The organism is Paenibacillus protaetiae, from assembly GCF_004135365.1.
GTDB classification, from domain to species: Bacteria; Bacillota; Bacilli; order Paenibacillales; family Paenibacillaceae; genus Paenibacillus_AP; species Paenibacillus_AP protaetiae.
In genome coordinates this window covers 3625619-3641535 of the sequence record NZ_CP035492.1, presented here as the reverse complement: position 1 = coordinate 3641535, position 15917 = coordinate 3625619, and the positions used below count along the sequence as shown (strand labels likewise).

Genomic DNA, 15917 nt, shown 5'->3' with positions numbered 1-15917 from the left:
CCTGATATAAGCCGGGTGTTGTTTCTATTCGCTTTGTACGGCCGACGATACTTTCAGACGCAGCGCATTCAGGCGGATAAAGCCGGTTGCGTCGCCTTGGTCGTAAGCCTGCGTTGGATCTGCTTCCATCGTCGCAATGTTCGGGTTGTACAGGCTGACAGGGCTTTTCACGCCTGCGCCAATGACGTTGCCTTTGTACAGCTTCAGGCGCACAACGCCCGTTACGTTCTTTTGCGACTCTTGCACGAGCGCCTGCAGCGCAAGGCGTTCGGGCGCAAACCAGAAGCCGTTGTACACGAGCTGGCTGTATTTGGAGATCAGACCGTCACGAAGATGCATCACTTCGCGGTCCATCGTGATCGATTCCATTTTGCGGTGAGCGGTGAACAGAATGGTGCCGCCCGGTGTTTCGTACACGCCGCGGCTTTTCATGCCAACGAAGCGGTTTTCCACCATATCGACGCGTCCGATGCCGTGCTTGCCGCCCAGCTCGTTCAGCTTCTCCATGACGCCCAGCGGGCTGAGGCGTTCGCCGTTAATCGCGGTACAGTTGCCCTGCTCAAACGTCAGTTCGATATATTCCGCTTGGTCCGGAGCGTCCTCAGGCGATACGCTAAGCACGTACATGCCTTTGTTTTCTTCGGCGCTGGCGTCAAACCAAGGGTCCTCCAGCATGCCGCTTTCAAAGCTGATATGCAGCAGGTTGCGGTCCATCGAATACGGCTTGGCAGCCGAAGCTTGAACCGGAATGTTGTGCTTCTCCGCATACGCGATCATTTCCGCGCGGCCCGGGAACTGGTTGCGGAATTCTTCGCTGCGCCATGGCGCGATTACTTTGATGTCCGGTGCAAGCGCTGCAGCCGTCAGCTCAAAGCGGATTTGGTCATTGCCTTTGCCTGTCGCGCCATGCGCGATTGCCGTAGCGCCTTCCGCGCGGGCGATGTCGACCATGCGTTTGGCAATCAGCGGACGTGCAATCGACGTGCCGAGCAAGTATTGGCCTTCATACAAGGCGCCGGATTGGAACATCGGGTAAATAAAATCTTTTGCGAACTCATCGCGCAGGTCGTCGATGTATACTTTCGATGCGCCGGTTGCGAGCGCTTTGGCCTCTAGGCCGTCCAGCTCATCCTTTTGGCCGATATCCGCTGTAAAAGCGATAATTTCCGCGTCATACGTTTCTTTCAGCCATTTCAAAATAACGGATGTATCCAGTCCGCCGGAGTAGGCGAGTACGATTTTTTCTTTAGCCATTGTTTTTCCGCTCCCTTGTTATCATCAAAATATGATGGTCATGCAGCAGCGCTGCTGCGGAATAACGGCCCTTGAAGGGCCGCCCGCCGCTGCCGCAATCCTATTACATAATCGCAGCCATAATCGCCTTTTGCGCATGCAGGCGGTTTTCGGCCTCGTCGAAAATAATCGAATGCTTGCCGTCGATGACCGCTTCGCTTACTTCCTCGCCGCGGTGCGCCGGCAGGCAGTGCATAAACAGGTAGTCATTTTTCGCATACTTGGTCAGCTCTTCGTTCACCTGATAAGCTGCGAAAGCGATCTCGCGCTCCTTCTGCTCCGCTTCAAAGCCCATGCTCGCCCATACGTCCGTGTACACGATATCCGCATCGGCAATCGCTTCCTTCGGATCACGCGTGACGATAACGCTGGAGCCTTGCTGTGACGCAACGTCCTGCGAGTTGCGGATTTGATCCGCATCCGGCTCGTAGCCTTCCGGCGTAGCGACCGAGATGTTCATGCCCAGCTTGGCTGCGCCCATCATGAGCGAGTGAACCATGTTGTTGCCGTCGCCGATGTATGCGATTTTGAGGCCTTCCAGACGGCCTTTATGCTCCAGCACAGTCTGATAGTCGGCCAGCACCTGGCATGGGTGGGACAAATCCGTCAGGCCGTTAATGACCGGAACGGTCGCCGCGCGAGCCAGTTCCACAACGGTACGGTGCGCATACGTGCGGATCATAATACCGTCGAGGTAACGCGACAGCACCTGCGCCGTATCGGCGATTGGCTCGCCGCGGCCGATCTGCAGGTCGTTGCTGCTCAGGAACAACCCTTGGCCGCCCAGCTGGTACATGCCCACTTCAAACGATACGCGCGTGCGGGTCGACGATTTTTCAAAAATCATGCCCAGTGTTTTGCCTTTCAGCGGATGGTACACTTCACCGGCTTTTTGCTTTTTTTTCAGCTCAATCGCCAGGTCGATCAAATACCGGATTTCAGCGGGCGTATAGTCGCCCAGCATTAGAAAATCGCGGCCTTTCAAATTAAATGCAAGCTCTTCTTTCACCGTATCCTGCATGAATGCCTGCCTCCTTTATCCTTATGCGTAAGCGGTATTAGTCCGCCGTAACTTGCTTCAGAACAGCAACCGCTTGATCTATTTCCTCTTTCGTCACAAGTAGATTCGGCAGCAGACGAATAACGTTAGGACCTGCCGAAATCGCCAGCAGCCCCAGCTTTTGCGCCGCTACCAAACGGTCCGCAACCGGGCCGTCGCATTCGATGCCAACGATCAGCCCTTTGCCGCGGACGTCTTTGACGGCTGCGTTAGCGCCCAGCTCCTGCTTCAGACGCTCCTGCAAATAGTCGCCCATTTGCGCTGCGCGCTCCGGCAGGCGCTCGCCTACGATCGTTTCGAGCGTCGCCTTCACGACAGCCGTCGCAATGGGCGTGCCGCCAAAGGTTGAGCCATGGCTGCCCGGGCCAAACGCTTCACGCAGCTTCTCCTTGGCGACGATGGCGCCAACCGGGAAGCCGCTTCCGAGGCCTTTGGCGAGCGAGATAATATCCGGCTCAATGCCGTAATGCTCGTAAGCAAACAGCTTGCCCGTACGGCCGATGCCCGTCTGCACTTCGTCCACGATAAGCAAGATACCCTGCTTGTCGCACAGCTCGCGCACCGCTTTCACATAAGCTTCATCGGCCGCATGAATGCCGCCCTCCGCCTGGATCATCTCCAGCATGATCGCTGCCGTTTTGTCCGAAACGGCTTCCTCCAGCGCTGCAAAATCATTAAACGGAATGTATTTGAACCCTTCCGGCAAAGGCGCAAAGCCTTCTTTTACTTTCTCTTGGCCTGTTGCCGTCAGCGTAGCGAGCGTGCGTCCATGGAACGAATGATCAAATGTTATAATTTCATACCGGCCGTTGCCGGCAACCTTTTGCTGATAACGGCGGGCCAGCTTGATGGCTGCTTCATTCGCCTCCGCACCCGAGTTGCAGAAAAATACGGCATCGCCGAAGCTGTTGGCGGTCAGCAGCGCTGCCGCGTCCTCCTGGTTCGGAATGCGGAACAGGTTCGATACATGCCACAGCTGATCCAGCTGCTCCACCAGCGCTGCTTTTACTTTAGGATGCGCATGGCCCAGATTGGTAACCGCAATGCCGCTCATAAAATCAAGATATTGATTGCCTTTGTCATCCCATAGGTAGCTGCCTTCCCCTTTGACCAGGGAAATCGGATATCTGCCGTACGTCGGCAGCAGCGAATGGCTGTTGTCCACAGCCTCAGCCGCACCTGCGGCTGCAACGGCCGCTTGCTTTGTCTCGCTCATCGTTTATACCACCTTTGCTCTCCGTTTACTTACGCTCTACCCCAGCACGACTCGCGTGCCGGCGGCGCTTTCCAGCAACGTTCGCCTTCCAGCCCAGCACGATACGCGTACCGACGGCGTCTTCCAGTACCGTCCGTTTTCTATTCCAGCACGACCCGCGTGCCTACGCCGCCTTCCAGCACTGCCCGGCTTAATACAGCCGGCTGCTCGCCGCTGACGATAACGACCTCGCGTACTTGGCCCTGGATGCATTGAATCGCTGCGCGAACCTTCGGGATCATGCCGCCGTAAATCTCGCCGCTTTCGATCATCGCTTCGATTTCCGCCACCGTCACAACCGGCAGCACCTGTTTCTCGCCATCCACTGTCTTCATAATGCCCGGCACATCCGTCACCACAATCATTTGCTCCACGCCAAGGTGGGAAGCGACCGCTCCGGCTGCCGTATCGGCGTTAATGTTGTACGTTTGTCCTTCCCGGTCGATGCCGATCGGCGCGATAACCGGTATGTAGTTCATCTGCATAATGCCTTCGATGACCGATGCGTTCACATGCGTAACGTCGCCTACAAATCCGATTTCATCGCTGTTCGCTACCGGCTTCGCTTCCATAAGCCGTCCGTCAATGCCGGAGAGGCCTAGCGCTTCCGCGCCGCTCGTTTGAATTTTTCGCACAATCTCTTTATTGATACGCCCGCCGAGCACCATTTCTACGACGCCAAGCACTTCCGCAGTCGTCACGCGCAGCCCGTTTACAAAAGACGACTCAATGCCCAGCTTCGCGAGCGTTTCATTAATCGCCGGACCGCCGCCATGCACAATTACCGGATGGACGCCGGACTGCTGGAGCTTGCGCAAATCCTCGAAAAAAGCATCCGGCAGCGCAGCAAGCGTGCTTCCGCCGCATTTCATTACAAACCGCTTGTTCATTGTTGCCCCTGTCCCTTCTAGCCGCAGCAGCCCTTCTTACGTTCGGTAAGCCGCGTTAATTCGCACATAGTCATAGGTCAGATCGCAGCCCCAAGCCGTTGCCGAGCTGCCCCCCATATGCAGATCCACGATGACGACAACGGTGTCGCCTTTCAAATAAGCAAGAGCCGCTTCCTCGTCAAAAGCAACCGGACGCGACTGCTCCAGCGTTACGATGTCGCCGATGCGCACGTCTACCGTGTCCACGTTGACCTGCTGTCCCGAGCGGCCTACCGCCGCAATGATGCGGCCCCAGTTCGCGTCCGCGCCGAACATCGCCGATTTCACGAGCGACGAGCCGATGACCGTCTTCGCAATCGCGCGTGCCGCTTCATCCGATTCCGCTCCGCGGATTTGCACCTCGACGAGCTTTGTCGCTCCTTCGCCGTCACGCGCAATCGCTTTGGCCAGCACTTCGCACACATACACAAAAGCCGCTTCAAACGCTGCCCAGTCCGGATGCGCCGGTGACAGCTGCTCGTTGCCGGCAAGGCCGTTCGCCATCGCGACCAGCATATCGTTTGTACTTGTATCGCCGTCTACCGTAATCATATTAAAGGTCAAATCCGTCGCACGGCGCAAAAGCTGCTGCAGCGCGTCCGCGCCAATGTTCGCATCCGTCGTCATAAAGCCAAGCATCGTCGCCATGTTCGGATGAATCATGCCCGAACCTTTGGAGGCGCCGGCGATATGGACGGTTTGGCCTTTCACTTCGACTGCCACGCATACCGATTTTTTGACCAGGTCAGTTGTCAAAATCGCCTGGCAAAAGCCGTCCGCGCCTGCTTCGGAAGCGTCGAGCTTCTCCGGAAGGCGGCTGATGCCGTCGCGCACTTTGTCCATTTTGAGCAGCTCGCCGATGACGCCCGTTGATGCTACCGCCACATGAGCGGCAGGCACGCCGATTTTTTCCGCAAACAGGCTGCGCATTTCGTAAGCGTCCGCTTCCCCTTGCTTGCCCGTTACCGCGTTGGCATTGCCGCTGTTGACGATAACGGCGCTGAGCAGGCCGTCCGATTCAATGCTGTCGCGCGTAACGCGGATAGGCGCCGCCTGGAACGCATTCAGCGTATAGACGCCGGCCGCTACCGCCGGCACTTCGCTGACGATGGCGCCAAGGTCATGGCGGTCCGTTTTTTTCAGGCCGCAGTGCAGGCCTCCGGCTTTATATCCTTTAGGCGTAGTGATCGAGCCGTCGGCTACGACCTTGAACGCATGTTGATTTGTTCCCATGTCTGAACAAGTCTCCTTCTCCATTTACGTGTGCTGCTGCAAAAGATCTTTTACGTTTACGGATATACCGGAACAAACTGCAAGCCTAGCGATTCATCCCAGCCCATCATCAGATTCAGGTTCTGGATCGCCTGGCCGGCGGCGCCTTTCACCAGGTTGTCGATAACCGACACGATGGTGATGCGTCCTGTTCTTTCGTCAAAAGCAAAGCCGATATCGCAGTAGTTGGAGCCCCATACTTCCTTCGTGGACGGCAGAATGCCTTCCCCGCGCACGCGAACGAAGCGGCGGCCTTCATAGTAGCTGCGGTAAAGGTCGATAAAATCAGCCGCGCTGCGGCTGCCATCCACCTTCGCATATATCGTCGCCATAATGCCGCGTGTCATCGGCGTCAGATGGGTCGAGAAGGTGATGACAACCGGCTCGCCTGCCGCATCCGACAGCACCATTTCGATTTCCGGAATATGCTGATGCTTGTTCAGCTTATATGCTTTCAAATTTTCATTCACTTCGGAATAATGATTGCCTAGGCTGACGCCGCGTCCTGCACCGGATACGCCCGATTTGGCGTCTACAATAATCGTGTCCGGCTTAATCCAGCCCGCTTCCAGCGCCGGCACAAGGCCAAGCGTCGTCGCTGTCACGTAACATCCGGGATTGGAAATAAACGAAGCGCCTTTCACCTGCTCGCCATAAACTTCCGCCAGGCCAAACACCGCCTGCTCCAAATACGCTTCGTCTGCCGGCTGTTTCTTGTACCACTGCTCGTATAAAGCAGGGGATTTCAGGCGAAAGTCTCCGGACAAATCGATAACCTTCAGGCCTGTTTCCAGCAGCTGCGGAGCCAGCTTTGTCGCTACGCCCGCCGGCGTCGCCAGAAACACAACATCCGCTTTCGATTTCAATAACTCCGGATTCACTTCATCAAGCGGTTCCTGATGAATATCCGTTAAATGCGGGTAACCTTCGGAAAACAAGGAGCCCGGGCTCGACGAGGAGGTGACGGACGTCACTTCCACGTAAGGATGCGAAGCCAGCAGACGGTACAGCTCTACGCCGCCGTAGCCGGTCGAGCCTACGATGGCCGCTTTTATTTTTTCGCTCATTTGCATTCTCTCCCTATGAGAACTTGTCACGCACTCATTTATTTTATATGATATCAGCCGTTCATGGAAAATAAAAACTCTCCGTATTATTATACATGCGGATTTATAATAATACAATTATGTAAAATGCTCCAGCAGCACACGTTCTGCGCATAAAAATAGCCTCTTCCCTCCCGGTTGAAGGAGGAAAGAGGCTATGTTGCATCCTTGGCAGGGAGGACTAAGCCTGCTGCTATTCGTGGCGGATCTGGCTGCGCAAGTATCCGTCGATAAAGGCATCCAGGTCGCCGTCCATGACAGCTCCAACGTTGCCGGTTTCCACTCCGGTGCGATGGTCCTTGACCATGCTGTACGGGTGGAATACATAGGACCGGATTTGGCTGCCCCATGCGATGTCCGACTGCTCGCCGCGAATTTCCGCCAGCTCTTTGCGCTGCTCCTCGAGCTTGCGCTCATACAGCTTGGAGCGGAGCATCGTCATCGCTCTGTCGCGGTTCTGGATTTGCGAGCGTTCCGTCTGGCACGCGACTACAATGCCGGAAGGGATATGCGTAATCCGGATAGCGGATTCCGTCTTATTGATATGCTGGCCGCCGGCGCCGCTCGAACGGTACGTATCGACCCGCAAATCTTCCGGACGGATAACGATATCGACATCTTCGTTAATCTCCGGCACCACGTCGCAGGAAACAAACGACGTATGACGGCGACCCGAAGCGTCAAACGGCGAAATACGGACGAGGCGGTGGACGCCTTTCTCCGCTTTCAGGTAGCCGTAAGCGTTAAAGCCGCGAACCATGATCGTGACGCTTTTGATCCCTGCTTCATCGCCCGGCAGATAATCCAGCACTTCAACTTTGAAGCCGCGTTTCTCCGCCCAGCGCGTGTACATCCGGTACAGCATCTGGCCCCAGTCCTGCGACTCCGTACCGCCGGCGCCCGGATGCAGCTCCAGAATGGCGTTCAGCTTATCGTATGGCTGATTCAGCAGCAGCTGCAGCTCGAAGGAGCTGATTTCGGCGACCAGCTTGGCAACGCCTTGCGTCAGTTCTTCATCCAGCGCTTCATCCTCTTCTTCCTCCGCAAGCTCGAGCATCGTTTCCAGATCCTCATGGTCGCGATTAAACCGTTCGTATTGCTCCGCTACCGATTTGATGGCGTTCAATTCGCTGATTACGCCTTGTGCCCGCTCATTGTCGTCCCAAAAATCCGGAGCGCTCATTTTCTCTTCGAAGTTGGCGATCATTTCCCGCTTCAGATCTAAGTCAAAGAGACCCCCTGAGTTCTTGGAGACGCTTCGCCATTTCGCGCAAATCCTGTTTGACCGAAATATCTATCATAGCGTAACTTCACCTCAATCTTATGCTTTCTTTCCATTCACTTAAATAAACATGGGACGGCGCCGGAGCCGCCGCGCTGCAGCTGCTCCGACGCCGTGTTTTACTTTATGCCGTTAACAGCCCAGCTGTTATTCCTTGCCGTGGCACAGCTTGTATTTCTTGCCGCTGCCGCAAGGGCACAGATCGTTGCGTCCTACGCGGGCATCACGCTTGATCGGACGCTTCTCCTGGCTTTCGCTGCTGCCGCCGCTTGTCGTTTGGCCTTTCGCCACCTCTTGGCGCTCCAGGTTGTTCTGCACGCGGGCTTTCATAATATATTTCGAGACTTCCTCTTGAATATGTTCAATCATTTCCTTGAACATTTCGAAGCCTTCGAATTGGTATTCACGAAGCGGATCGGTACCGCCGTAAGCTCTCAAATGAATGCCTTGGCGAAGCTGATCCATCGCATCGATATGGTCCATCCACTTGCTGTCGACGGCGCGAAGCACAACGACCTTCTCGAACTCGCGCATCGTTTCGGCGCCAAGCTCTTGCTCGCGGCTGTCATATACTTCCTCGACCTTGCCGTAGATGAATTCGACCATCTCGTCTTTTTCCTTGCCCCAGAGCTGATCCTTCGTAATGGCGTCTTCCGGAAGCAGCGTCGCGTGGACATATTCCACAATCGCATCCAGATCCCATTCTTCCGGAATATCCGTCGAGCAGTGCGCTTCGACAACTCGTTCGACCGTAGGTTTGATCATAGTCGCCACGATCTCGCGAATGTTCTCCGATTCAAGCACTTCACGGCGCTGCTTATAAATAACTTCGCGCTGCTGGTTCATCACGTCGTCATATTGCAGGACCACTTTCCGCGTATCAAAGTTGCTGCCTTCCACCCGTTTCTGCGCGGATTCAATCGCACGCGTAATCATGCGGCTTTCGATCGGCTGATCTTCATCGAGCCCAAGGCGGTCCATCATATTCATAATGTTGTCCGCACCGAAACGGCGCATCAGCTCGTCCTGCAGCGACAGGTAAAATTGCGTCGAACCCGGGTCGCCCTGACGGCCGGCACGACCGCGAAGCTGGTTATCAATCCGGCGGCTTTCATGGCGCTCCGTACCGATAATATGCAAACCACCCAGTTCTGCTACGCCTTCGCCCAGCAAAATATCGGTACCGCGGCCTGCCATATTCGTCGCGATCGTAACCGCTCCGGCCTGGCCGGCATGCGAAATGATTTCTGCTTCTTCCGCATGGAACTTCGCATTCAACACTTTATGCGTAACACCTTGGCGTTTCAGCATGTCGGACAGCTTCTCGGAATTTTCGATGGAGACCGTACCGACAAGCACCGGCTGGTTGTTTTTGTGGCGTTTAACGATTTCCTCGACAACCGCTTTAAACTTGCCGCTTTCGGTTTTATAGACAACATCCGGCATATCTTTACGAATGTTCGGACGGTTCGTTGGCACTTGCACAACCTCAAGCCCGTAAATGCGCTTGAACTCTTCTTCCTCGGTCTTCGCCGTACCGGTCATGCCGGCCAGCTTGCGGTACATCCGGAAGTAGTTCTGGAACGTAATCGTTGCCAGCGTCATGCTTTCGTTCTGCACCTTCAGCTGCTCTTTCGCTTCGATCGCCTGATGGAGACCGTCGCTGTAGCGGCGTCCGGCCATAAGGCGGCCGGTAAATTCGTCGACAATAATGACTTCGCCTTCCTGCACGACGTAATCAACGTCGCGTTTCATAATCGCGCGGGCTTTCAGCGCCTGCTGGATATGATGGTTCAGAAGCACATTATCGTGGTCGTACAAGTTGTCGATCTGGAAAGCACGTTCCGCTTTCTCTACGCCCGCTTCCGTCAGGTTGACGTTGCGGAGCTTCACGTCGATGACGTAATCTTCCTCTTCTTTCAGACGGCTGACAAAACGATCCGCCGAATGATAAATTTCCGTCGATTTTGCAGCTTGTCCCGAAATAATAAGCGGGGTACGGGCTTCGTCGATCAGAATGGAGTCAACTTCGTCGATAATCGCATAATAAAGAGGGCGTTGTACCATTTGTTCTTTGTAAAGCACCATGTTGTCGCGCAGGTAGTCAAAACCAAACTCGTTGTTGGTGCCGTAAGTAATATCGCAAGCGTAAGCGGCTTGCTTCTCTTCATGGGACAAGCCGTGCAGGTTGCAGCCTACCGTCATGCCCAGGAATTCATAGATTTTGCCCATTTCCGCGCTGTCGCGCATCGCCAGGTAATCATTGACCGTAACGACATGGACGCCTTTGCCCAGCAAAGCATTCAAATAAACGCCCAACGTTGCAACGAGCGTTTTACCTTCACCGGTTTTCATTTCCGGGATTTTGCCTTCATGCAGTACCATACCGCCGATCAGCTGAACGTCGTAATGACGTTTGCCAAGCACGCGCTTGGAGGCTTCACGGACAACCGCAAATGCTTCCGGCAGGAGCTCGTCGATGTCCGCGCCTTTTTCAAGCCGAGATTTGAACTCCTCTGTCTTGCCGCGAAGCTGTTCGTCCGATAAAGCCGAGATTTGAGGCTCCAGCCCATTTATTTCTTCGACCGTGCGCATGAGCCGCTTAATTTCGCGTTCATTGGCGTCACCGAATATTTTCTTTACTAATCCGAGCATGGTCTTCCCCTTTCGTGAATCGCCTGTTTGCCTTAAATTGTAACAGTTTGCAAGCATCGTCGCAACGAGTGAGCGAGCATTTCCATCAATCGCCACCTTGTTCACTCAAGAAGCCCCTTCTTTACTGAAAGAAGGGGCTTCTTATTCACATGTATTTTTTATCGCTTCCTATTAATTATACGCTGGTTTAAGAGGCGCTGGTCAGCCTTGTTCAATCAGCCCGTATTTGCCGTCATGGCGATGGTAAACCACGTTCACCTGCTTGGTCTCAATATTGGAAAAGACGAAAAAGCTGTGGCCTATCAAATTCATTTGCAATATGGCTTCGTCAATATCCATAGGCTTCAGCGCATGGCGCTTCGTACGCACCACTTCGAAATCCTCTTCTTCGTCCAGTACCCGGACAGCGCCTCCCTCTTCTCTCAGCAGCGTCTTCACGCTGCCTTGAAAACGCAGCTTATGGTTCACTTTCGTTTTATGTTTGCGGATTTGACGCTCCAGTTTATCAACGACCATGTCGATGGATGCGTACATATCGCCGCTTTTTTCTTCTGCCCTTAACATAAATCCCGGCAGCGGAATCGCTACCTCAATCGCATGTTTTCCTTTCGTAACGGATAAGGTAGCTACAGTCTCGACGGAATCGGCGTATTCAAAATACTTCTCCAGCCGGCTGAGCTTCTTCTCCACGTAATCTCGCAATGCCTCTGTCACCTGTAAATGCTGACCTCGAATGTTTAACTTCATTTGGCATTCCTCCTTTACATGAACTTAGTATAACATATCCGCTTGGGCTCCACAAAAGTATTTTCTATTTATTCATAATTTTCTGATAAATCATTGTAGAATCGGTGAATTCGCTTACAGAGAGGTATAAAAAGCGTTAACAAAATAAATATGAATAAAGTCCTAATTTCGACAAAATCTGTGACTTTGGTCTGATAAAATAGAGTGAATTGAAATTAACAAGGTAAGGTGATTCGTTTGGCCGGTTATTTGATGTTTAAAGAAATTTGGACGCCGCTGGCAGTTATAAAGATCCGCATATTCCGGGATGAACACGGCGCATTATGGTATAAAATTGGCGAGCAGCGGCGCAAAAAAATGTTTAAATAGTTAAGGCGGGCAAAAGGACAGGCCCAAACAAGCTTGTTGAAGCTTAGGCCTGCCGCCCGCCGAATACTGCATGTGGAGCAGTGCGAAAGCTGACCCGCTGCTCAGCTAGCCCATAAGCTCAGCAAAACCTTCGTCCAGCATCGCGTCATATTGCGCCTGATAACCGCTAATAATGCCGTCTACATAGGCATCATAGCCGTTTGCTCGCAGTTCTTTTGCCGTATCGTCCAAAATTTTCCGGAACTTCTTATCGCATTCATCCAGCTTCGCTTCTCCTTGCGCAATAATCGAATTCCGCGCCTGATCCGTCGCTGCTTTTTTGTAATTGGCAATCATCGCTTGAAATTGAGGTTCGTACGTATTTTGCAAAGCCGTCAGCTTGCTTTCCGCCTTCGCTTGAATGTCTTCAAGGCTTTCCTTGCCCGGCTGCACCACTAGGCCTGATCCGTCGCCTGCGCTGTCTCCGTTTCCTTCATTCCCGCCGCCAGAGCCTTGCTCGCCTTGAGCCGCCCGGTAAGATGCAGATTCCCCTGTAATAGTCCCCGTCTTGCCATCCCAGTTAACATTCGTGCCCGATGCCTCGGACAGAAACCGGATCGGCACATAAATCGAATTGTTGTAGTTGTAAATGGACTGGCCGGCCGGCAAAGCCTTCTCTGTGCCGTCAAAAGAAAGCTTCGCCGTTACCGGCGTAATGGTTAGCGGCCTGCTTGCCGGAGCAGCAGGCGAGGACAGCGCTGCTGCCGCCGCTTTGGCCAAGCTGTCAGCCAATGCCGCCTTCTCCTCGGGGGCTGGCTCCGTTACGCGGACCGTCTTGGCCGCATTGTCCCATTTGACAGACTTTTGCAGGGCGTATGAAATGAAGCGGATTGGCACGTAGGTGCGATTTTCATAAAGGAACGCATATTGCCCCTCTGGAAGCTGCAGCTTTTGCCCGTCAAACACAAGCGTAACCGGCTGCGACTGGACTTGAACCGTGCCAGCTGCCGGTGCGGCCGAGGCAAGTGGAACAAGCAGGCACACAGCCGCCAGGAGGGCTAAAAACGGGATTAGTTTTTTCATGTCGATCAAAACTCCTTTGCGTATTAGTTAAGACGCTGCCTTCTCCTTCTGCGGATGAGCAGTTCCAGGCAAACAAAAAGGGCGATGCCTAAGCACGCCCCTGAACTATCTATAAAAACATCTTTCACCTGCGCGCCGCGCCCGTCTACAAACAACTGATGCACTTCGTCCGTAGATGCGTATAAAGCACAGCCCAGCAGCGCCCATCCGGCCCGCTTCACAGGTCCTGCCGCCTTCCAGTAGCCAAACGCAAACATGACAAGCACACCCAGCAGCATATAGTTGAAAAAATGCGCATTTTTACGTACCAGGTGATTTAGACCGCCATCCGCCCTCAGTTTCTGATGACCCGCTACCTTATCTACGGCCGCTGCAACCGTACGAGTCACCTCGCCGCTCAACTCGTTGGACGAGTCCGCCGGCTGACTGGAAAAGGCAAATATCACAACCAGCCATAACGCCGCTAAAGCCCATACCCCATATTTTCGCATCCTTCAAGTTTCCTACTTCACGTTGTAGTAGCGCACATACCAGTCCGCAAACTTTTGCAGCCCAACCTCGATTGGTGTCTCCGGCTTGAAGCCAACGGCTTCCTGCAGGCGGTCGGTCGACGCATAAGTTGCAGGGACATCGCCCGGTTTGATCGGCTCGAACTGTTTGTCGAACACGACTTCACGGCCGACCGCTTTGCTGAGCGCCCTCTCCAGCGTCTCGATAAATGCCATCAGCTTTTCCGGGCTGTTATTGCCGATGTTGTACACCTTATGCGGCGCAGCGCCTTCCGGCGGCGCGGCAGTCAGCCGCTCAATGCCGGACACGATATCGTCGATGTACGTAAAATCACGGTACAAGTCATGCTCGAAGTCGCCGTTGTTGAAAATTTGAATCGGCTTGCCGGCAAAATATTTGTCCGCAAATCCAAAATACGCCATATCCGGACGCCCCATCGGACCGTATACCGTAAAAAACCGAAGGCCGGTAGCCGGAATTTTGTACAGGTGGCTGTAGGTGTACGCCATCAGTTCGTTTGATTTTTTCGTCGATGCGTACAGCGATACCGGGGTATCGACAAAGTCCGTTTCCTCGAACGGAACTTTCTGGTTCGCGCCATATACCGAGCTGGAGGACGCATAGATGAGATGGTCCACCGGATGGAAGCGGCATGCCTCCAAAATATTAAAAAAGCCCACAATGTTGCTTTGAATGTATACATCGGGATTTTCAATCGAATACCGTACCCCGGCTTGCGCAGCCAGATTGACCACGATGTCAGGCTTATACGTTTCGAAAACAGCCGTAACAGCTGCCTTATCCGCAATATCTGCTTTCACAAATGTGAACTGCTCGAACGGCTGCAGCTGCTCCAGGCGGGCATGCTTCAAGCTGACATCATAATAGTCATTGACATTGTCGATGCCGATAACCCGGCAGCCTTGCTCCAGCAGCCTGCGGGACAAGAAATAGCCGATGAAGCCCGCGGCTCCCGTCACCAGATAAATTTTGCTAGTATCGGTTTGCTTGTAGCTCATCTTTGTGCTCCTTTAAATCTCCCCGTACGGCAGACTCTCTGCCGACTGAGTGGTACTCTACGCCGGCTGCACGCATATCCTCAACCGCATAAATATTGCGGCCGTCATAAACAAGCGGCGTGCGCATCAGATTCTTGTACGCTTCCGGCGCAATCGCCTTCACTTCTCCCCATTCCGTAAAAATAAAGCAAACATTGGCATCCGCCAGCGCTTCCTCCGGATGGGAGACATATTGAATGCTGCCATGGCTGTTCGGCCCTTCCGGGAACCTGCGTGCAAAATGGCCTGCGCCAACCGGATCGTACGCATAAATTTCTGCGCCGTGATCCAGCAGCAGAGGGATATTTTCCAGCGATGCCGCTTCGCGCAAATCGTCCGTACCCGGCTTGAACGTGAGGCCCAGTACCGCCACCTTCAACCCGCTGAACGTAATAAGCCGTTTGCTCGCTTTTTTGTACAGGAGCGTCTTCTGGTCGTGATTCACATCAATGGCAGCCTTCACCGTACGCAACTCATAGCCGTGTTCACGCGCAATATATTCAAGCGCCTTCGTATCCTTCGGAAAGCAGGAGCCGCCATAGCCGATGCCGGCATTCAAAAACTTGCTGCCGATCCGGTCGTCGAAGCTCATCCCTTTGGCTACATCCTGAATATCCGCCCCAACAAGCTCGCACAGATTAGCAATATCGTTCATGTAGGAAATTTTGAGCGCCAAAAAATCATTGGACGCATATTTGATCATTTCAGCGGAGCGGCGGTTAACCGATACAATCGGCAGCATAAACGGCTTGTAAATATCACGCAGCAGCTCCTCCGCCCACTTGCTTTCCGTACCAATGACAATCCGGTCCGCATGCAGCGTATCCCGCACGGCCGAACCTTGCGCCAGAAACTCCGGATTCGAAGCTACCTCGACACGCACATCATGCACGAGAAAGTCATGGATAAACTGCTCGACCTTATCATTCGTACCGACAGGAACCGTCGATTTCACGACGACCAGGCAGTCCTTCTCAATTGTCTCGGCAATTTGCCGCGCCACGGTTGCGATATAAGACAAATTCGCAGAGCCATCCGGCTGTTCCGGCGTCCCCACCCCGATAAAAATCGCATCCGCGTCCTTGTAAGCAGACTCATAGTCCGTCGTATAATCAATCCGGCCGGCAGCATAGTTTTTCTGCATCAGCTGCTCCAGATCCGCCTCATAAATCGGCGACACGCCGGATTTCATAAGGTTCACTTTATTCTCGTCGATATCGACGCAAATGACCTGATGGCCCACCTCGGCAAAACACACGCCCGCCACCAGGCCCACATAGCCCGTCCCGGCTACTGCTATTTTTAGCATGGTTATGGTC

Annotated in this window: 13 protein-coding genes; all 13 read right to left on the bottom strand. The window is 53.8% G+C overall.

The window, feature by feature from the left end; genetic code table 11:
- Positions 1–24: 24 nt before the first annotated feature.
- On the bottom strand, positions 25–1254 hold the full coding sequence (locus tag ET464_RS16785; protein WP_129442949.1) for an argininosuccinate synthase: 1230 nt from the start codon (positions 1252–1254) through the stop codon (positions 25–27).
- Between the two features lie 103 nt (positions 1255–1357).
- On the bottom strand, positions 1358–2314 hold the full coding sequence (gene argF, locus ET464_RS16780; RefSeq protein ID WP_129442947.1) for an ornithine carbamoyltransferase: 957 nt from the start codon (positions 2312–2314) through the stop codon (positions 1358–1360).
- Between the two features lie 37 nt (positions 2315–2351).
- Positions 2352–3569 (bottom strand): acetylornithine transaminase, encoded by a 1218-nt coding sequence (locus tag ET464_RS16775; RefSeq protein ID WP_129442945.1) that lies wholly within the window; start codon positions 3567–3569, stop codon positions 2352–2354.
- A 140-nt stretch (positions 3570–3709) separates the two neighbouring features.
- Entirely contained in the window at positions 3710–4498 is a 789-nt protein-coding gene (gene argB, locus ET464_RS16770) for an acetylglutamate kinase (protein ID WP_129442943.1), read from the bottom strand.
- Between the two features lie 36 nt (positions 4499–4534).
- Positions 4535–5770, bottom strand: a complete 1236-nt coding sequence (argJ, locus tag ET464_RS16765; RefSeq protein ID WP_129442941.1) for a bifunctional ornithine acetyltransferase/N-acetylglutamate synthase — start codon at positions 5768–5770, stop codon at positions 4535–4537.
- Positions 5771–5826: 56 nt separating this feature from the next.
- Positions 5827–6876 (bottom strand): N-acetyl-gamma-glutamyl-phosphate reductase, encoded by a 1050-nt coding sequence (argC, locus tag ET464_RS16760; RefSeq protein ID WP_129442939.1) that lies wholly within the window; start codon positions 6874–6876, stop codon positions 5827–5829.
- Between the two features lie 232 nt (positions 6877–7108).
- Positions 7109–8216, bottom strand: a protein-coding gene (gene prfB, locus ET464_RS16755) for a peptide chain release factor 2 (RefSeq protein ID WP_129442937.1) whose coding sequence is annotated in 2 segments (ribosomal slippage) — positions 7109–8143 and positions 8145–8216 — 1107 coding nt in all. Because the reading frame shifts where the segments join, the coding sequence is not laid out codon by codon here.
- Between the two features lie 128 nt (positions 8217–8344).
- Positions 8345–10852, bottom strand: a complete 2508-nt coding sequence (gene secA, locus ET464_RS16750; protein ID WP_129442935.1) for a preprotein translocase subunit SecA — start codon at positions 10850–10852, stop codon at positions 8345–8347.
- A 201-nt stretch (positions 10853–11053) separates the two neighbouring features.
- Positions 11054–11599, bottom strand: coding sequence for a ribosome hibernation-promoting factor, HPF/YfiA family (gene hpf, locus ET464_RS16745; RefSeq protein ID WP_129442933.1), 546 nt, complete (start codon positions 11597–11599; stop codon positions 11054–11056).
- A 474-nt stretch (positions 11600–12073) separates the two neighbouring features.
- Positions 12074–13030, bottom strand: coding sequence for a copper amine oxidase N-terminal domain-containing protein (locus ET464_RS16740; RefSeq protein ID WP_129442931.1), 957 nt, complete (start codon positions 13028–13030; stop codon positions 12074–12076).
- A 23-nt stretch (positions 13031–13053) separates the two neighbouring features.
- The gene (locus ET464_RS16735; protein WP_129442929.1) at positions 13054–13521 is read right to left on the bottom strand and encodes a VanZ family protein; all 468 of its coding nucleotides are present in this window, start codon (positions 13519–13521) and stop codon (positions 13054–13056) included.
- Positions 13522–13533: 12 nt separating this feature from the next.
- Entirely contained in the window at positions 13534–14559 is a 1026-nt protein-coding gene (locus tag ET464_RS16730) for an SDR family NAD(P)-dependent oxidoreductase (RefSeq protein WP_129442927.1), read from the bottom strand.
- The gene (locus ET464_RS16725) at positions 14534–15907 is read right to left on the bottom strand and encodes a UDP-glucose dehydrogenase family protein (protein ID WP_129442925.1); all 1374 of its coding nucleotides are present in this window, start codon (positions 15905–15907) and stop codon (positions 14534–14536) included. Before ET464_RS16725 ends, ET464_RS16730 begins: the two co-directional genes overlap by 26 nt.
- Positions 15908–15917: the final 10 nt, after the last annotated feature.